The sequence below is a fragment of the Allobosea sp. P4_E12 genome (genome assembly GCF_056401655.1).
Genome location: NZ_JBFUIY010000003.1, coordinates 290987 through 308597, shown reverse-complemented (window position 1 = coordinate 308597; position 17611 = coordinate 290987). Strand labels below are relative to the sequence as shown.

Annotated in this window: 19 protein-coding genes and 1 pseudogene; 10 read left to right on the top strand and 10 right to left on the bottom strand. The window is 65.0% G+C overall.

Annotated elements, in window-relative coordinates:
- Positions 1 to 31 precede the first annotated feature (31 nt).
- The 3 genes from AC1DW9_RS05275 to AC1DW9_RS05265 are packed head-to-tail and all read right to left on the bottom strand — an operon-like array spanning position 32 to position 3492.
- Entirely contained in the window at positions 32 to 1600 is a 1569-nt protein-coding gene (locus AC1DW9_RS05275; protein WP_441506696.1) for an ABC transporter substrate-binding protein, read from the bottom strand.
- A 59-nt stretch (positions 1601 to 1659) separates the two neighbouring features.
- Complete coding sequence (locus tag AC1DW9_RS05270) at positions 1660 to 2562, bottom strand: ABC transporter permease (protein ID WP_441506697.1); 903 nt, start codon at positions 2560 to 2562, stop codon at positions 1660 to 1662.
- 6 nt (positions 2563 to 2568) lie between these two features.
- On the bottom strand, positions 2569 to 3492 hold the full coding sequence (locus tag AC1DW9_RS05265; protein WP_441506698.1) for an ABC transporter permease: 924 nt from the start codon (positions 3490 to 3492) through the stop codon (positions 2569 to 2571).
- 192 nt (positions 3493 to 3684) lie between these two features.
- Between AC1DW9_RS05265 and AC1DW9_RS05260 the strand changes: the two genes are divergently transcribed.
- Both AC1DW9_RS05260 and AC1DW9_RS05255 read left to right on the top strand, forming a co-directional pair.
- A complete protein-coding gene (locus AC1DW9_RS05260) occupies positions 3685 to 4443 on the top strand; it encodes an HAD-IIA family hydrolase (protein WP_441506699.1) in 759 nt (252 codons plus the stop codon).
- Positions 4440 to 5372, top strand: a complete 933-nt coding sequence (locus AC1DW9_RS05255; protein ID WP_441506700.1) for a MurR/RpiR family transcriptional regulator — start codon at positions 4440 to 4442, stop codon at positions 5370 to 5372. The genes AC1DW9_RS05260 and AC1DW9_RS05255 overlap by 4 nt, the downstream gene beginning before the upstream one ends.
- A gap of 35 nt (positions 5373 to 5407) precedes the next feature.
- Here AC1DW9_RS05255 and AC1DW9_RS05250 read toward each other — a convergent pair whose 3' ends face one another.
- The 4 genes from AC1DW9_RS05250 to AC1DW9_RS05235 form a co-directional block, all read right to left on the bottom strand.
- A complete protein-coding gene (locus tag AC1DW9_RS05250) occupies positions 5408 to 5782 on the bottom strand; it encodes a hypothetical protein (RefSeq protein ID WP_441506701.1) in 375 nt (124 codons plus the stop codon).
- 101 nt (positions 5783 to 5883) lie between these two features.
- Positions 5884 to 7299 (bottom strand): chromate efflux transporter, encoded by a 1416-nt coding sequence (gene chrA, locus AC1DW9_RS05245; RefSeq protein ID WP_441506702.1) that lies wholly within the window; start codon positions 7297 to 7299, stop codon positions 5884 to 5886.
- A gap of 16 nt (positions 7300 to 7315) precedes the next feature.
- Positions 7316 to 8299 carry a chromate resistance protein ChrB domain-containing protein gene (locus tag AC1DW9_RS05240; protein WP_441506703.1) on the bottom strand — a complete coding sequence of 328 codons (984 nt, stop codon included), beginning with the start codon at positions 8297 to 8299 and terminating at the stop codon, positions 7316 to 7318.
- Positions 8296 to 9387: a Cj0069 family protein gene (locus AC1DW9_RS05235; RefSeq protein WP_476776167.1), complete on the bottom strand. Its 1092-nt coding sequence runs from the start codon at positions 9385 to 9387 to the stop codon at positions 8296 to 8298. The genes AC1DW9_RS05240 and AC1DW9_RS05235 overlap by 4 nt, the downstream gene beginning before the upstream one ends.
- Before the next feature lie 279 nt (positions 9388 to 9666).
- Here AC1DW9_RS05235 and AC1DW9_RS05230 point away from each other — a divergent pair, with 279 nt between their 5' ends.
- The 7 genes from AC1DW9_RS05230 (at position 9667) to AC1DW9_RS05200 (ending at position 14536) form a co-directional block, all read left to right on the top strand.
- Positions 9667 to 10638: a Fe-Mn family superoxide dismutase gene (locus AC1DW9_RS05230; protein ID WP_441506705.1), complete on the top strand. Its 972-nt coding sequence runs from the start codon at positions 9667 to 9669 to the stop codon at positions 10636 to 10638.
- Positions 10635 to 11105, top strand: coding sequence for a chromate resistance protein ChrB domain-containing protein (locus AC1DW9_RS05225; protein ID WP_441506706.1), 471 nt, complete (start codon positions 10635 to 10637; stop codon positions 11103 to 11105). Before AC1DW9_RS05230 ends, AC1DW9_RS05225 begins: the two co-directional genes overlap by 4 nt.
- A 35-nt stretch (positions 11106 to 11140) precedes the next feature.
- Positions 11141 to 11797 carry a hypothetical protein gene (locus AC1DW9_RS05220; protein WP_441506707.1) on the top strand — a complete coding sequence of 219 codons (657 nt, stop codon included), beginning with the start codon at positions 11141 to 11143 and terminating at the stop codon, positions 11795 to 11797.
- 222 nt (positions 11798 to 12019) lie between these two features.
- On the top strand, positions 12020 to 12772 hold the full coding sequence (locus AC1DW9_RS05215; RefSeq protein WP_441506708.1) for a siderophore-interacting protein: 753 nt from the start codon (positions 12020 to 12022) through the stop codon (positions 12770 to 12772).
- Between the two features lie 273 nt (positions 12773 to 13045).
- A complete protein-coding gene (locus AC1DW9_RS05210; RefSeq protein WP_162767949.1) occupies positions 13046 to 13231 on the top strand; it encodes a hypothetical protein in 186 nt (61 codons plus the stop codon).
- A gap of 188 nt (positions 13232 to 13419) precedes the next feature.
- On the top strand, positions 13420 to 13812 hold the full coding sequence (locus AC1DW9_RS05205) for a RidA family protein (protein ID WP_441506709.1): 393 nt from the start codon (positions 13420 to 13422) through the stop codon (positions 13810 to 13812).
- A 43-nt stretch (positions 13813 to 13855) separates the two neighbouring features.
- Positions 13856 to 14536: an antibiotic biosynthesis monooxygenase family protein gene (locus AC1DW9_RS05200; protein WP_441506710.1), complete on the top strand. Its 681-nt coding sequence runs from the start codon at positions 13856 to 13858 to the stop codon at positions 14534 to 14536.
- An 88-nt stretch (positions 14537 to 14624) separates the two neighbouring features.
- On the opposite strand, the gene AC1DW9_RS05195 is transcribed toward AC1DW9_RS05200, so the two are convergent.
- Positions 14625 to 15242, bottom strand: a complete 618-nt coding sequence (locus AC1DW9_RS05195; protein WP_441506711.1) for an NUDIX domain-containing protein — start codon at positions 15240 to 15242, stop codon at positions 14625 to 14627.
- A gap of 72 nt (positions 15243 to 15314) precedes the next feature.
- A pseudogene (locus tag AC1DW9_RS05190) lies at positions 15315 to 15976 on the bottom strand (DUF2239 family protein).
- 126 nt (positions 15977 to 16102) lie between these two features.
- Here AC1DW9_RS05190 and AC1DW9_RS05185 point away from each other — a divergent pair.
- Positions 16103 to 16438 carry a GIY-YIG nuclease family protein gene (locus AC1DW9_RS05185; RefSeq protein ID WP_441506712.1) on the top strand — a complete coding sequence of 112 codons (336 nt, stop codon included), beginning with the start codon at positions 16103 to 16105 and terminating at the stop codon, positions 16436 to 16438.
- A 47-nt stretch (positions 16439 to 16485) separates the two neighbouring features.
- Here the strand turns inward: AC1DW9_RS05185 and AC1DW9_RS05180 are convergent, their stop codons facing one another.
- A complete protein-coding gene (locus AC1DW9_RS05180) occupies positions 16486 to 17604 on the bottom strand; it encodes a response regulator (RefSeq protein WP_441506713.1) in 1119 nt (372 codons plus the stop codon).
- Between the last annotated feature and the right edge of the window lie 7 nt (positions 17605 to 17611).

The window sequence follows — 17611 nt, the reverse complement described above, 5'->3', positions numbered from 1 at the left end:
GGCCGGCGCGGGCCGACCCCTCCCGGTTGGTTCAGCGGGCGGCGAGCGTCACGCGGCCCGCACGGAAGTCGAGGACATAGGGGATGTGCCCGGGCAGGGGCCGCCAGGCGAGCGAGCGCTTCATGCCGTATGACTCGTAGGGCTGATAGAGCGGCAGCACCGGCGGGTCGTTCTTGATCGCCTGCATCAGATCGGCATAGGCCTTCTTGCGCTCGCCGAGGTCGGTCGAGAAGCGGAACCGCTCCCACAGCGCGACATAAGCGTCGTCGGCCTTGAAGCGACCTTCCGAGGCGGAATTGCCGGTCGGAGCCCACATGATGCCGAAAGCGCCCGCGGGATCCGGGAAATACATCGGGTTCGACCAGGCGCGCGCCATCATGGTCGGATCGGAGCCGGTCCATTGCTCGGTGACGTTGAGCTGGGTCTTGACGCCGACGGCGGCCCACATCTCCTGGATCGCCTGCGCGGCGAGCAGGCCATTGGTGTAGTAGGCGGCCTGAACGTCGTAGCGGATCGGGGTGCCGTCATAGCCGGCTTCCTTGAGCAGGGCCTTGGCCTTGGCGGGATCGTACTCGAAGGTGGCGAGCTCGGGCATGTAGAGCTGGCCGAACTGCTGGAAGCTATGGCTCGTCGGCACCTTCGCCTTGCCGAACCAGAGCGCCTCGTTCAGCGTCTTGCGGTCGATGGCGTAGGAGAGCGCCTGGCGCAGCTTCGGATGGGCCATCTTCGGGTTCTGCGTATTGAAGATGACGACGTGGAAGAGCGGCGTCTGCATGCCCTCGACCTTGAGCTTCGCGTCCGAGTCGATCGGCTCGAGCTGGTCCGGCGGGACATTGGTGATCAGGTCGACCTCGGAATTCTTCAAGGCCGTCAGCCGGCCCGAGAGTTCCGGGATGCGTTGCACCGTGACCTTCTGGAACGGCGCCTTCTCGCCCCAGAAACCTTCGAAGCGCTCATAGACGAGGCGCTGGTTCGGCACGAATTCGGTGATCTTGTAGGGGCCGGTGCCGACGGGCTTCAGCGCGAAGGCCTCGAAATCGGCCGGCTCGGCGACGTTCGGATCGCCCGTCAGGGCCATGATGTATTTCTTAGGTACGATCATGCCCTGCTGCACATTGAGCAGGGTCTCGAACAGCGGTTCGGGCTTCGTCGCGGTGATCCGCACGGTCTCGGCATCGACCGCCTCGACCTTGGCCATGTTGGGCAGCGTGTCGCGCTTGCGCACGCTATAGGGCGCAAAACTCGCGTTGATGATGCGGTCGAAGGAGAAGACCACATCCTCGACCGTCATCGGAGCGCCGTTGTGGAAGGTCACGCCCTGGCGGATCTTGAGTTCGATTTCGGTCGGAGAAACCTGCTTCCAACTCGTGGCGATGCCCGGCTGCCAGACGCTCTCGGCGCGGGTGGCGTCCTTGCCGATCAGCGGGTCGAAGGCGTTGAAATAGAACTGCGAGCCGACATTGGAGAAATCGCGGCCGGGATCGAGCCAGGGCGCCATGTTCTGCACGCCGACCTTGAGCTCCTGGGCGCGAGCAAGCCCGGTCAGGGCGGTTGTCGCGAGCGCGGCGGCGAGCGCGGTCTTCAGCAAGGTCTTGAGCATCAGTTCAGCCCTTTCGGTTCGAGCGAAGGTGGTTCGGCAGGCAAGGTGGAGGCGGCGCGTCAGCGTTCGCGCAGGCGCACGTCGAAATGGTCGCGCAGGAAATCGCCGAGCAGCATGGCGGCGAGGCTCACGAGCACGATCGCCGCAGCCGGCACCACCACGATCCAGGGTGCGGAGGCCATGTAGTCGCGCCCCTGGCCGACCATGGAGCCGAGCGTGGCAGTGGGGGGCTGGACGCCGAGCCCGAGGAAGGAGAGGGCGGATTCCAGCAGGATCAGGTTCGAGAAGTTCAGGCTCGCCATCACCACGACCGGCGAGACGATATTGGGGATCATGTGGACGGTCGCGATGTGCCAGCGGGTCGCTCCGGCGGCTCGGGCCGCCTCGATGAAGGGCATTTCCCGCAGGCCGAGGACCTGGGCGCGCACAAGCCTGGTGAAATGGGCCCAATAGGCGATGCCGAGCACGCCGATCAGCACCGCGACATCGGTTCCCGCCAGCGCAACCACGAGCAGCGCGACGAGCGTGAAGGGCAGTGACAGCTTGATGTCGACGAGCCCCATGACCAGCGCATCGACCCGGCCTCCGAGTTGCCCGGCGACGAGCCCGAGCGCGACGCCGATGACGAGCCCGATCAGCGTTCCAAACAGCGCGAGCGCCAGCGTCAGCCTGAGGCCGTACAGACAGCGCGAGAGCAGATCGCGGCCGAGTTGATCGGTGCCGAGCCAATGCGCCGGATTGGCGCGCTCGAAACCGAGCGGGGGCCGCAGCCGCGCCAGCAGTTTCTGCTGGTCGGGGTCGAAGGGCGCAAGCACGGGCGCGAGCACCGCCAGGAGGACGAGCACGAGCGCCAGAAGCGCGGCCGCGACGACCAGGGCGTTCATGCCGGCCGGACGCGCGAAGCGCCGGCGCGGCTTGTGCTGCGGGGCAAGCACGATCTTGACGTCGAGGGTATCGGTCATGACCGCTCAGGCTCCAGCCAGGCGCACGCGCGGATCGACCAGCGCATAGGCGAGATCGACCAGCAGGTTGACGACGATGACGGCGGAGGCGACGACGAGGACGCCGAATTGCAGGACGGGATAGTCGCGGCGCAGCGTCGCGCCGACCAGCAGGTCGCCGACGCCGTTCCAGGCGAAGACGGTCTCGACCACCACCGCTCCCGAGACGAGCGTGGTGATCTGCAGGCCGAGCACCGTGATGACCGGGATCAACGCGTTGCGCAGGCCGTGATGGAGAATGATGCTGCTCTCGGCGAGCCCCTTGGCCCGGGCCGTGCGCATATAGTCCTGCGAGAGGACGTCGAGCATGGCGTTGCGGGTGTAGCGGACCAGCGCCGCGACGAAATAGGCCGAGAGCGCGACCGTCGGCATGACGTAATGCGCGAGTGTGGCCGAGCCGGCGCTGGGCAGCCAGTGCAGCGTGTAGGAGAAGACCAGCAGCAGCAGGATGGCGAGCACGAAATTCGGGATGGCGTAGCCGAAAAAGGCCGTGAAGAGCACGGCGCTGCCGCGCCCCTGGCCGCGCCAGACGGCAGCCAGGATACCGGCCGGCACGCCGATGCAGATCGTCAGCGCCAGGGTCGCGACCAGGAGCGAGGCGCTCTGCCAGAGCCGTTCGGTGAAGATCGTCGCGACCGGCCGGCGCTCCATCAGTCCGAGGCCGAAATCGCCTGAAAGAAGCGAGCGCCAGAACAGCCAGTACTGCTCGGCGACGGAACGATCGAGCCCCCAATAGGCAATCATCTCGCGGCGCGAGGCGGCATCCAGCCCTTCCGGCATCAGGAAGTCGATCGGGTTGCCCGTCAGGCGCGTGGCGAGGAAGACGACCGAGGTGATCACCCAAAGCGTGATGCCCATGCGCAGCAGCCGGCCTGCGAGGAATTCAAGCATGTCTTCCCCCCTGGAGCCGCCGGACGTCGCCCTGCATGCCGGCTCAGTCGTGGCCCGTGCTGCGACGGGCTCGTTCTAGGCTGTGCTTCATGACAGGATGATGAAATAATCTCATTCGATATTGAATTTGACACTGAGTTTATCTCAGTTCATGGACGAGCCTCACTTGCTGACAGGGTTTGGATTCGCGCGATGGGGTCGTTTCACGGCATTCAGGGGTGTCTCGTCGATCTCGACGGCACCCTGGTGCGCGGCCGGCAGATGCTTCCCGGCGCAAATGCCTTTCTCGAAAGCCTGGACGGCCGTTTCGTCATCGTCTCCAACGATGCCGAGCATACGCCGCTCGAATTGTCGCGTGCCCTGAAGCGTCTCGGCCTGACCATCGCGCCGCGCCGGATCGTTCTCGCCGGCTCGACCGCGCTTGACGAAATCGCGCGCCGGCAGCCCCGGGCCCGCATCTCCATGATGGCCAGCAAGAGCCTGATGATCCATGCCCGCGACCGCGGCCTTGTCCCGGTGCAGGAGCGGCCGGACATCGTCTTTCTCGGACGCGACCGGCATTTTTCCTATGAACGCCTGATGCTTGCAGCCAATGCGGTACGCGGCGGCGCCGAGCTCGTCGCTGCCAATCCCGATCTCGTCCATCCCGGCCCGGATGGCGCGGTGGTGCCGGAGACCGGTGCATTGCTGGCGGCGCTGCTCGCCTGCACTGGCCCCGTGCCGTACCGCATCATCGGCAAGCCGGAACCCGCCTTGTTCGAGGCCGGCCTGGCGCTGCTCGGGCTGTCCAGGAATGCGGTGCTGATGGTTGGCGACAACCCGGCGACCGATGGTGAGGGCGCACGGCGCCTCGGCCTGCGCTATTTCGAGCTTCGCGACGGGGTCTTCCCCGCCATCGCGGCGAATGCGCCTTGTCGTGTCTCGGCCGACATGCTGGCCTTCCCGGCATGACGGCGTCGAATCGCAATCCCGGATCGGCCGAGGCCGCCCCCGGCGAACCAGGCACCGAAAGGCGCAAGGGCACCGGCACGCCCGGTCTCGAGGGGGCGCTCGAACGCCTGCAGGCGCTGCGCGCCAACCTGCCGCCCAAAGCTGCCCGCATCGCCGATTTCTTCATGACCCATGCCGCCGAGGTGGTGCATATGTCGGTCACCGAAGTGGCCGAGCGCACCGGCGCGAGCGAAGGCAGCGTCATCTCGCTCTGCCAGCAGCTCGGCGCGCGGGGCTTCCAGCAGGTCAAGATCGCGCTGGCGCGCGATCTGGTGCAACCGGTTCAGTTCATCCACGAGGATCTGGCCCGTTCCGACGACACCGGTGCGGTGATCGAAAAGATCTTCCGCAGCGATCTCCAGGCCCTGCACGACACCATGAAGGTGCTCGACACCACGGCGATGGAGGCCGCGGTCGCCGCGATCCTGAAGGCGCGCCGCGTCGAGCTCTACGGCATCGGCAGCGCGGCCCCGATCGCCGAGGATGCCAATTACCGCCTGCTGCGCATCGGCATCGAGGCGAAGGTCGTGGTCGATTCCCATGTCCAGGCCATCAGCGCCTCGTTGACCGGGCCTGACGTGGCGGTGATCACCATCTCCCATTCCGGCAGCACGCTCGAGACGGTTGCAGCCACGAAACTTGCCAAGGAAGCCGGCGCGACGACGATCTGCATCACCAATTTCGGCAAGTCGCCGCTGCTCGCCCATGCCGATATCGTGCTGCACACGATGGCGCGCGAAACGCAGTTCCGCACCGAGGCGATGACGAGCCGGATCGCACAGCTTGCCATCATCGACGCGCTGATCGCCTGTGTGTCGCTCGCCGATTACGACAAGGCCCTGGCGACGATCGGCAAGACCTTCGACGTCCTGTCGAGCAAGCGCTTCTGAGCCGGGGGCAGGGGAACCTCATCCCAGTAGCGGACCTATCGCGTTTGCCGCGACAGCCTGCCCTCATAGGGCACACCCAGCCCTTGCGGTTGAAGCTGCAATGTTGTGCTCGATGTCCAGGCTTCGAAGCAGTCCTCGCCCCGCGCTGATTGCCAGCAGAGCGCGTCGCCCTTGACGAACCAGCGGAGATCCTGCCGGCGGCTCATCGCGTATTCCGTGAGGTTGCCGCCGGGCTGGAAGCTGTAACGCCAGTGCACGCCGTCACTGAATTCCTTCCCCGACATCAAGCGCTCGATCGCTGTGCCGTGAATGCGCCTGAAGCCTTTCAGCTCGGGGCGATGCTGCGCCCATGTCGTCGAGATCTGTCCGGCGGCTGCCAGTGCGAACAGGGGGAGGGCCCATCTTCTCATGCGCTTCAAGATCTCCGGTGGCGCGTGAGCTGCCGGCCGCCTGCAGCCTAGGCTCCAAACGCCAGGACCGCGTCGGCCGCGAACAGGTGCGTGGCCGCCCGCTAGATCGATCCCGTGACGAATCCAAAGAGGACCCCAAGGACGGAGCATGCCGCCAGCACCCCGATCATGCCGACCTTGAAGCGAAACACCGCCAACAGCGCGCCAATTGTCAGAATCAGAGACGGGATGTTGACGGAGCTGAGCACAGGCACGTCGAGTGTCACGCCAAGCCCATGAACCTCGCGCAGCTCTGAAAACAGCACGTGGAGCGCAAACCAGATCGCGAGATTGAGAATGACGCCCACGACAGCCGCGGTGATCGCCGACAAGGCGGCGGACAGGGCTTTGTTGCTGCGCATCGTCTCCATGAAGGGCGCGCCGAGGAAGATCCAGAGAAAGCAGGGGACGAAGGTCACCCAGGTGGTGAGCAGGCCCCCGAGCGTGCCGGCAAGGAGGGGATGAAGCGAACCCGGTGCCCGATAGGCCCCCATGAAGCCCACAAACTGGGTGACCATGATCAGCGGACCGGGTGTCGTCTCGGCCATGCCGAGCCCGTCCAACATTTCGCCTGGCTTCAGCCAGCCAAAGTGCTCGACTGCCTGCTGCGCGACATAGGCGAGCACTGCGTAGGCGCCGCCGAATGTCACCATCGCCATCTTGGAAAAGAAGACCGCAATGTCAGCGAAGACATTGCCTGGCCCCAATAGGGCCAGCAGTCCGAGAACCGGCAGAATCCACAGAAGCAGACCAACCCCGGCGACCTTCAGCGACCAGCTGAGTGGCGGGCGAGCGTGAGCCGGAACCTCGTCGCCGAGCGCCGTATCGGCATCCGCGACCTGCGTGCCGCCGAGCTTGCCGTGCCCGTTGCCCGTCAGGAACGCTATGAAGCCTGCGCGTCCGCCGATATAGCCAATCAGCCCTGCGGCCAGAATGACCAGTGGAAACGGCGCTTGAAAGAAGAAGAGCGCGACAAAGGCCGCGGCGGCGAGCCCGATCAGGACGTTGTTCTTGAGCGCGCGTCGCCCGATCCGGGAGACCGCCTCGAGCACGATGGCGAGGACCGCCGCCTTCAGGCCGAAGAAAAGCGCCTGGACCGCTCCGACATTGCCGAAGATCGCGTAGATCCAGCTCAGCGCCATGATGGCGATCGCACCCGGCAACACGAACAGGATTCCGGCGACCAGCCCGCCCTTGGTCTTGTGCAGGAGCCAGCCGATATAGATCGCCAATTGCTGCGCCTCGGGGCCGGGCAGCAGCGTGCAATAGTTGAGCGCATGCAGGAACCGGGTCTCGCCGATCCAGCGCTTCTCCTCGACAAGGATCCGGTGCATCACCGCGATCTGCCCGGCCGGGCCGCCAAAACTCAAGGCGGCCACACGCACCCAGACCCGCACCGCTTCCCCGAAGGAAATGCCATGATCCGGCCTGTCGCTCTTCGAGGCCGGCGTCGCGACATAGCTGTCCAGATTGGCCATGGCCCGGTCCTTCCGATCATCCGCGTTTGGAGCGGAAATACTGGTAGAGGTTGTCGAAGACGGCAGCGCCCTGCGCGATCCGCTCCTCATCGCCCGCGTTCGCCATGGCGACGCCGGCGATCAGGCTGGATATGCCTGTCGTTTCCTCGCGGCCGAACTTGCTGTCCTTGAGATCGATATCGTGGACGATCTCGGCGATGGCCTGCAGTGCCGGATCGGCTATGCCGGCACGGGTCAGCAGCACTTCGAAGCTGCAGCGATCGCCCTCATGAGTGATCTCGCCTTCGAACATGTCAAAGCGCAGCTCGCCCGGTTTTGGGACATAGCCCTTGCCCGCCACGAAGCGGATGACGGCATCGGGGTCGATGAAGCGACGGATCAGCCAACTGCAGGCGATGCGATCGACATACACGTCGCGGCGCGTCACCCAGGTTCGCCCCTTGAGCTCGGCAATGGGGTCTGCCCCCTTTGGTGGGTGCTTGCTCATGACCTTCTCCTCCGTGACCCGGGCTTCGAGCTCGGCGAGCAATCCTTCGACGGCAAGGCGGCCGGTGGCACCGAAGAAGTCGATCGATACGAGTTCGGCGAGGCGCTTGCGCATGCGACCGAGCTGCGTGCGAGCGTCCGCGCGCTTCTCCGCACTCGCTTCGGCGTCGAGGCCAGCGCTGAGATCGCGGGCGTCCTTGGCGATGTCCGCGTAGTCGCTGTCACGCGCAGCATCGAACAAGGCTCTGACCTGTGCGTCCGACAGGCCATCGATGAGGCGCGCCTCGCACACCATCGCTTCGCCGCCGCCGTCGATGATCTCCTTCAAGAGCCACTCGAAATCCTCCTGCGTCTCGGCATTGGCCGGCAGCGCATAGACTGTGCTCTTGACCGCGACCGCACCGATACCTTGCAGCCGCCGCCAGATTTTCACCCGAAAATAGGCTGGCTTGGTCGGCAGTTGATGGATCAGAAGCAGCCAGCGCTGCTCTGTCCCGGTTTCATCGTCGCTCATGAATTCACCGTCAGCGCAGCTCCTGGGCTCTGCCGGACGCTCGGGTTGGAGCTGATCGATAATCGCGCAGCAACGAGGCGGGCAATTTCAGCCGGTGCCTGGTCCGGGATGGCGAAGACGGAGCTCACATTGATCTCGCAGAGCACATAGCTGTCTTCTCCCGACGCCGTGCGCGGTCCATAGAGGAAGTCGGCATCCCAGATGATCGGCAAGGAACCGGGCTCGATACCGAGCACCGCCATCATCTGCGGCGTCCAGTCAGCCTCCATCCTGATCCTCAGGGTCTGAAACGGCTCTGCCGAGGCGGGATGCATGATCCGGGGACCTGGCTGTGCCGCTTCTGAGTCCGGTCCTTCGGGCGGGGGTGGGATCAGCGCCTTGATGAACTGGTGGCCGAAGCCCACGACCTTGTCGCCACCCATGTAGCAACGGATCATGCCGTCCGGCAGCCGGGGTTGGAACGGCTGATCCACGATGCAGCCACCGGGCGCGAAATACGCCTCGCAACGCGCCATGAAGTCCTCCAACGGGAGCTCTTCCGGCACGCTGCCGCGTCGCGCATGCAACACCCGAACCGCCGCCGCTGCACCGGGAAGCGGATCGATCCGTTCGACCTTCCACACACCCTGGCCCCCGTTGCCGCGATTCTGCTTCAGCACCCGCGGACCGGCCGTTCGCAGCTGCTCAGGGAATGCCTCGCGAAACGCCGCGTAGGATCCGTAGAGATGGGTGTCGGTGCCCCATCCGAGATGCTTCGTGCGATGCAGGACCTGCTTCACACCCATTTTGAGAATGACGTCGGGATGCGCACTCACCCAGGGGCCGCGTGTTGCGACGTCGCGCAGTATCGGGTCGAGCACTGCGCGTGTCCTCCCGTCATGGATCGGATCGACCCAAACGAGCACGCCGTCCACCCTCAGGAGTTGATCGCGGACCTCGTCCGCGAATTCCTCATCGAAGACCGCCGGTTCCGCGTGAATGCCAATCGCGGCGAGTTCCTCGAACACGCGATGAAAGCGGTTGTTCTGGGATGTCGCCGCGCGTCGCCCCTCGCGGTCACCGCGCCAGACCACTGCCACTCCAGGCATCGCCATTTTCCCTCTCGTTTCCTCCGGGGCACACGTCCTCTGGGGACGCTTCAAGCTTGTCCGCGACCGCTCCGATGCCTTCTGCTGACGCCGGGTTTCCTCGGGAAACGGCCGCCGGCAGATGAATCAGGCCAACCAGCAATGCTCTGCCCCAGACTCCCCATCATTCATGAGCGTACCGTATCATCGGAATTATTAAATGCAACAGTTGTATCAATTTTCATTCAAGCGTAGCCTTCGGCCTCTCACGGACGCGCCGTGCTGCCGAACGAGGACGCCATGCCGCATCACATCATGCCGCTGCCATTCAAACCGCCCCGGCTCGAAGGCCTGTCGGAGCGCCTGCTCGCGAGCCACTATGAGAACAACTACGGCGGCGCGGTTCGCCGCCTGAATGCGATCGAGAGCCGGCTTGATGCGCTCGATTGGGGCGCAGCGCCGGTCTTCGACATCAATGGGTTGAAGCGGGAGGAGTTGGTCGCCGCCAACTCGGCGATCCTGCACGAGATCTATTTCGACGGACTCGGAGGTTCGGGCGATGCCGGCGGCGGTCTTGCCGCTGCGCTGGAACGCGACTTCGGAAGCGTCAGCGCGTGGCGGGCCCAGTTCACGGCCTGCGCCAAGGCACAGGCCGGCGGCTCGGGCTGGACTCTGCTCACCTGGTCGGAACGCCATGATCGGCTGACGATCCAATGGGCGGCTGACCACACGAACTGTCTTGCCGGCGGCGTGCCCATCCTGGCGCTCGACATGTACGAGCACGCCTATCACCTCGATTTCGGCGCGAGGGCCGGCGCCTATGTCGACGCATTCATGAAGAACATCCATTGGGAGCGGGTTGCTGCCCGTCATGGGCGCATCGTCGCCCAACAGGCGGGCTGGGCGAGGCCGGTCTCAACCAAAGCTCATGCCGTCGCTCCGGAAGATCTGCGGGGCCGCATCGCCCGCGGCGACGATCTTGTCGTGCTCGACGTCTGCCTCGCCGAGGATCTGGCGAAGCGCAGCGACATGGTGCCGGGCGCTCTGATCCGGGCACCAGAGGCGATTGCCGACTGGGCCGAGGAGCTGCCGAAGGACAAGCCGGTGGTCGTCTATTGCGTCTACGGGTTCCAGGTCAGTGGCGACGCCGTCGCCGAACTGCGACGGCGCGGCATCGACGCCAGCACTCTCTCCGGTGGCATCGCCGCATGGCACGCCATTGGCGCGCCCACCGTTGCTCTCACGCTGAACCAGAAGGAGATGAGGTCATGAAATGGGTCACTCGCGAACGCCCGGTTATCGACCGGATTGCCTGCCCCTGGCTGATCGCCCGCTTCATCGACAAGGAGCCAGAATTCTTGTTCGTGGCTCCCGATCAAGTGAAGAGCGTGGCCGCCCAGACGGGCGCAACGCCCTATGATGTGCCGGGTGTGGAATACACGCATGTCGGCGACGGGTGCAGCTTCGACACCTTCGTCTCTAAGCACGGCCTCGATCGCGATCCGGCCATCGTGACGATAGCCGCGATCGTGCGCGGCGCGGATACCGATCGGCACCATCTCACCCCTCAATCCGCGGGGTTGCTGGCGATCTCCATGGGATTACGGGACGTGACGCCCGACGACCACGAAGTGCTCAAGCACGGCTTCGTCATCTATGACGCGCTCTATGCCTGGGCTTCGCGTCGGAAGGCGGAAACGCATAGTTGGCCGCCGGCGATGAAGCCGACGGCAGCATAGCGCGCGCAAGGGGGGTATTGGGAAGGAGCCCTCCCATGAGGTCCTATCGCAGTCTGGTACTCGCCATTCCGCTCGCGATGGCATCGGCTCAAGGCTCGGCGGAAACGATCACTTTCGGATCCCTGCCGCCGGGACCCTTGCCTGCGCAGTTCACATCGGCCCGGACGGGGGGAGGAGCGACCGGCACTTGGGCGGTCGTGATGGATGCTTCCGCCGAGGGCGACCGAGCTCTGGCGCAACTCAGCCAGGACAAGACGGACTATCGTTTCCCACTCGCCATCTACATGCCCGTTGTCCTTGGGGATGTCGAAGTCGCGATCCGTTTCCGGGCTGTATCCGGTGCGGTCGATCGGGCGGCCGGCATCGCAGTCCGGCTCCGCGATGCCGATAACTACTATGTCGCCCGTGCGAACGCCCTGGAGCACAATGTGCGCTTCTACCGGGTCTTGAATGGCCGGCGCGAGGAGTTGCGCGGTGCAATGGTCAAGGTCTCGTCTTCGAACTGGCACACCCTGACCCTGCATGCCGAGGGCAACCGCTTCCAGGTTTCGTTCGATGGAAAGCAACTGATCGACGTTCGCGACGGTTCGATCAGTGCGCCGGGGCGCGTTGCGCTTTGGACAAAGGCCGACAGCGTGACGCATTTCGATTGGCTCGAGATCAAGCCCATCTTGCCTGGAGCCAAGCCATGAGCGTCGTGGCTCCCCGACTGTCGGCGACGGCATAGGTCATGGCAATGCGGGGTCCGCAGGCGCCGCCAGGCATAGCGGCAGGGCTGCCGGACCCTGGCTCCATAACCATGCTGGTTTAGAGATAGTCTAAATAAATCAAAGACTAAGCCACTTGCGAGCTGCGTCGCTCCGTGGAAGAGGCGCCGGTGCTGGTTGTCCGATGCGCCGGGGTGAGTTGAGTCCATGACGGAAAATCCGTTCCACGAGGCGACGCTGGTCGCGCGCCGCTACCTGACGCCTGGCATGATCAGGCTGACCTTTTCCGGCGGCGGCCTGACGCGCTTTCGCTCGACCGGGATCCCGGACGAATATATCCGCCTGTTCTTTCCCGATCCCGGCACCGGCGAACTCGTCCTGCCGACGATCGATGCCGAGGGGCGCTGGGTCTTCCCGGAAGAGCGCCAGCGCGTCCGCTATTCCACCTATACGGTCCGGAGCTTCGATAGCGCGCGCTGCGAACTCGAGATCGACCTCGTGGTTCATGATGGCGGCAAGGCCAGCGACTGGGCTCGCGATGCCGAGATCGGCGAGCGGATCGTGATCAACAATCCGCGCGGGCTCTATGCCCGGCCGGACGCGCTGGACCGGCAGATCCTGATCTCGGATGCCACCGGCCTGCCGGCGGTCGCGCGGATTCTCGAACAGACGCCGGAGCATGTCGCGAGCCGGGTCTTCATCGAGGTGGCGGATGAAACCCACGAGCAGCCCTTGCCGGACCATCCCCTGGCGACAACGACCTGGTTCCATTGTCCCCATGGTGACACGGATCGCAGCCGCCTCACCGACCTGCTGGCCTCGGAGCCGCTCGACGACGGACGGACCTATCTCTGGGCTGCGGCCGAGAAAACCGTCGTCAGGACATTGCGCGCCCAGTCCGAGGAGCTGAAACAATCGGGCGCCGAGCGCCAGAAGATGGTGGCCTATTGGGCGCGCTGAGCAGCGGCCAGAGCAGTGGATTGCGGTTTTCGGGAGGGCCGATGATCCAGCATTGAAGCGGGCCTTGCGGTGCCGGGACGATCGAGCGCTCGCGATGATCTCGTGAGCGGTGGGCGGACGCCAGCCCTGTCGGATGAGTATCGGGTCGTTTGGGAGGTGACGCCGGCCCGATGACGCGCTCGACCGGCCAATCTCTTTGCCGCGAGGAGTCCGTTTACGAGGAACCTCCAGCTCTCCCGGCGGTTCTCCGGCGAGAAGCAACAGGAGGTCGTCATGCGTGATGGACGCGGAAACAAGCTGTCGCCGGAAGAACAACAGAAAGTGAAGTCGATCCAGGGCGCGCCGGACAAGGAGTCCCTGAACAAGGTCTCGATCAATCCAGAGGTCAGGGATACGGGGTCTGCCGACAAACCGGATCCGAAGCCGGGCGAGAAGACTGCCATTGGCGGCGCCGAATAGATGCGCTCCTTCTTCTGTGTCGCATGCCACTCCGATGCGACGCGCGAGGAAGCCGCAACGCTTCGGCCGCGGCCGTAGCGCTGCTGAATGACGGCCGCAGTCGCCTGGGAGTAGAGATAGGGGGTGCCCGGCGCCTCCTATGCCCGCCGCGGCGCTTTCGATCGGATAGCGCAACGGGAGTGGCGGCCGTGAAGAGACAGATCATCCGTGTCGAGCCCCTCGCGAGCTATCTTGAAAGGTACAAGGCGCCGACATCGACGGTCACCAGGCACGGCGATACGATCTATGTATCCGGCGCGCCGCCATTCGATCCGGAGACAGGCGAGATCTATACGGGCGGGATCGAGCGCCAGACGGAGCTTGTCCTGGAGCAGATGAAGCTCTGCGTCGAGACGGCGGGCTCCTCCCTCGACGACGTCCTGAAGGTCAATGTCTACGTCACCTCGGTCGAGATGTTCCCGGCGGTCAACGAGGTCTATCGCCGCTTCTTCCCCAAGGATCCGCCAGCCCGCATCTTCATCAACGTCCCGGCCTGGAATGGCGGCTTCGATATCGAGATGGATTGCATCGCCGCCGTGTGATGCGAGGAGCGCGGTCCCAGGAGCGGGGTCCCAGGAGAAGCCGATGTTCTCTGTGATCTTCGAAGTGCATCCTACGCCGGAGCAATGGGATGCCTATCTCGGCGTGGCCAGATCGCTGCGGCCCGAACTGGAGGCGGTGGACGGGTTCGTCGACAATATCCGCTATCGCAGCATGACCCGCGAGGGCTGGCTGCTCTCGCTCTCGGGCTGGCGTGACGAGAAGGCAGTGGTGCGCTGGCGCACGACGATGCGCCACCACTTCGCGCAGGAGAAGGGTCGGTCCGGCATCTTCCTCGACTACCACCTGCGTGTCGGCGAGATCACGCGGGACACGCAGATCCCGGAAGGCCAGACGCTTCGGCAGCAGCGCCTCGACGAGACGCAAGTCGGCGAGGGGACGACCGTTACGCTGGTGACGGGCCCCAGGCCGGGGAATTGCGGCGAGGGGGCCGGCGCGGCCGAGTGCGCGGCGTCTCTCGGCCTGCTCCCGCAAGCCGATGGCCTGCTGTCATGGGATGTGTTCGACGCGGTGCTGACGCCGGGAGACCTGATCCTGCTGCTGTCCTGGCGCGACGAGATGGCGGCGAAGCGCTTTGAGGACAAGGCCTCGCTCGGAGCACAGAGGCTGCGCCATGTGCGTGTCGTGCGCGACTACGGCATGTTCGACCGGCGCGAGGCCCCGCAATACTATCCCGAGGTCGATGCTCGGCAGCGTGGCGGATAGGACGCCGCGCCATGTCGCGACTTCGGCTGCTCGCAGCCGCGGCCCGGCAGGCTGCGTCTCCGGCGGATGGCGCCTCGGCGCCCCGGGGTCAGAGCAGCCCCTTCAGGCGGCAGAGGCCAAGGGCTGCGATGCTCATCGCGTCCTTGATCCGGCCATCTCCCACCATGGCGATGACGGCTTCAAGGGCAAAGGCCTGGCTGATCAGCCCCTGCTCCTCGGGATCGAGCTTCGTTTCCGTCGCCTGCAGATCGCGCGCGATGAAGATATGGCAGCCTTGCGTCGAATAGCCGTAACACTCGAAGAGATGCCCGACATAGTGCATCTCCCTGGCCAGGAGGCCGGTCTCCTCCTCGAGTTCGCCGCGCGCCAGATCGAGAGGATCGGCCGTGGCGACGCCCTCCCAGGAGCCTTGCGGGAACTCCCAGAACCGGCCCTTCACCGGGTATCGGTACTGTTCGACAAGGCAGAGCGAGCCATCGGCATTGACGGGGATGACCAGTGCGAAGTCGCTCTTCTCGACGACGCCATAGATGCCCGTGGAGCCGTCGCTGCGTTGGATCTTGTCTTCCCTGACGGTCATCCACCGGTTCTGGTAGACGACGCGGGTTGAAAGCGCCGTGATCTCGCAAACCGGGCTCTCCATTTCGATCTCCTCCGACATACCCGCCACTGCCTCATCCCCACGCGCCAGCCTCAGCGACGCCATCTCCCTATATCCCTGCCGCGACAGCCAGTCGCGAAATCGCCTGATCAGGCACGCCCCGCCTCCTGGCTGGGTTCAAGATGGGGTTGCATCGCCAGGCGCCTCTTGTTGCGGCCTCGCAGTTCCGGTCTTCATCAGGCTTTCCGCATAGGAGCGGATATCCGGTGGCCAGGCCCGGTTCTGCTCGGCAAAGCGCGCGTGATCCCCCGGCGAACAGGGCGCGCGTCGCCTCCTCGAAACCCGGAAGGTCGCCGGCCATTGCCGCGATGAAGCTGTAGGTCGCCGTCTGCGCGGCGCGGGCTTCGCTTCGGCCGCCATCGCCGCGTCTCGCGTCGTCCACAAGCCTGCGCAAGGCCTGCGACGCGCCGCCGGGCTGCATCGCCAGCCAGTCCCAGTGCCGGGGGCAGTAATGTCACCTCCCGGGCGACGACGCCGAGTTTCGGCCGGCCGCGGCCCCGCGCCGGCGTCCCGTCGCTCGCCTCGGACCGGGGGACCGCTCGCGCGGCGCGATCCGCCGCCTCGGCGCGCTCAGCCAGGCGCGCCACGATCTCCGCGGTTTCGCCGCGCAGATTGAGGTCGACCACGGCGCCGGTCGCATCGTCGAAGGTGAGAAAGGCCGAAGCGGGATCGGCTTCCATCGCCGCCTTCACGGCCAGCGCGACATCGATCAGCGGGCCAGCGGCGATGCGGCTCGTTCCCTGGAAGGCGGTGCAGGACTTGGACAGAAAATCACTGATGACGGGCTCTCTGATGATGAGTTTATATTACCCGGATAAATATCTTGATGAAAATATAATCCGGATATAAATTGTGCCGATGGCCAGGCGATAGCCGGAGAGCTGGCGCAACGGGGAGAGTGGGTCGTGAAATCTGAGGAGCGGAAAGCAGCCGTCGCGGCCTATAAGCTGCGCAAGGCGGTTCCCGGCATCTATGTCGTGGCCTGCGCGACAACCGGCCAGCAATGGGCGGGCAGCGCGCCAGATCTCGCCACGATCTGGAACCGCCTGTCGTTCACGCTTCGCCAGGGAGCCAACACGCATCGCTCCCTCCAGGCGGCATGGCGGGAGCACGGCGCCGACAGCTTCACCTTCGAGATCGTCGAGCGGGTGGATATCGAGAAACTTGTCTCCGGCCTGGATCGTGTTCTGAAGGATCGGCTGGGCCATTGGTCCGAGACGCTTCAGGCCGAGCCAATCTGAAAGCGATCCGCGCTGCGCCCCGGACGATCGGTTCGGCGTCTGGGGCCTCAGCTCGCGAGCTTGGCCAGCGGAATTCGCAGGGAAAGGGAAAGCCCATCGTCTTTCCACTCTCGCGAAATCACCCCGCTCATGCCCCTCAGCAGTGCCTTTTCAAGCGTTGCTCCGAAGCCCTCGTGCAACCCGGATCTGGCCTGGGGAGAGGCTCCGCACTCGTCCCATTTCACATGGAGAAGGCCGTCGGTGGCGCTGATATCGATGGTCAATCGCCCCCCAGGGGTGGACAGGGCGCCATATTTCGCGGCGTTCGTCGTCAACTCGTGCAGCAATAGGGCCAGCGACGACAATACATTACCGGAGAGCTCCACGTCGGCACCGGTCACCGTGATGCGCGAGTCCTGACTGTGCTCGTGAGGCGCCAGGATCGCCCGCGTCAGGGCGAGAACCGTCGTCCCGGCTTCGCAGACGCCATTCTGGCTCAGGTCGGGCAGGGTGAGGTCGTGGGCACGACCGAGCGCCTGCAGTCGCGATGTCAGATCGGCGGCGAGTTCCTGGACGTTCCTGGACGATCTCGCACTGAGGGAGATCAGTCCTGCCGTCAGGCTGAAGAGATTCTTGATGCGGTGATTGACCTCGCGCAGAAGCACGTCCTGCTGCGCCCGCGCATGCTCATGCAGGCTGATATCCTGCGTCAGGGTGAGCAGGAACGCGTCCTTGCGATGCCCGGCCTCTTCTAGGGCCTTGGCCTGCGCCGCCAGTTCGTCTCGCTGTACCGCGATCTGTTGCCGCTGCCGGTACAGTTCGAAGAAGACCTCGGCCTTGCTGCGCAGGATGTCGGGCTCGATCGGTTTTTGGATGAAATCGACCGCGCCGGCCTCGTAGCCGCGAAAGCGGCGGCGACCATCGGCGGTGCCGGCGGTGACGAAGATGATCGGGATGCGTCGGGTTCGCTCGTTGCCGCGCATCAGTTCGGCCAGTTCGAAACCATTCAGGCCCGGCATCTGGACGTCCACGAGTGCCAACGCGACGTCGTTCTCGAGCAGCAGTTCAAGCGCCTCGTCGCCCGACCGCGCCTTCAGCAGCACGAGGCCTTCGCGCCGCAAAAGGCCTTCCAGGGAGACGAGGTTGTCCTCGAGGTCGTCGACCAGCAGGAATGAGACAGGACCCATGATCGAA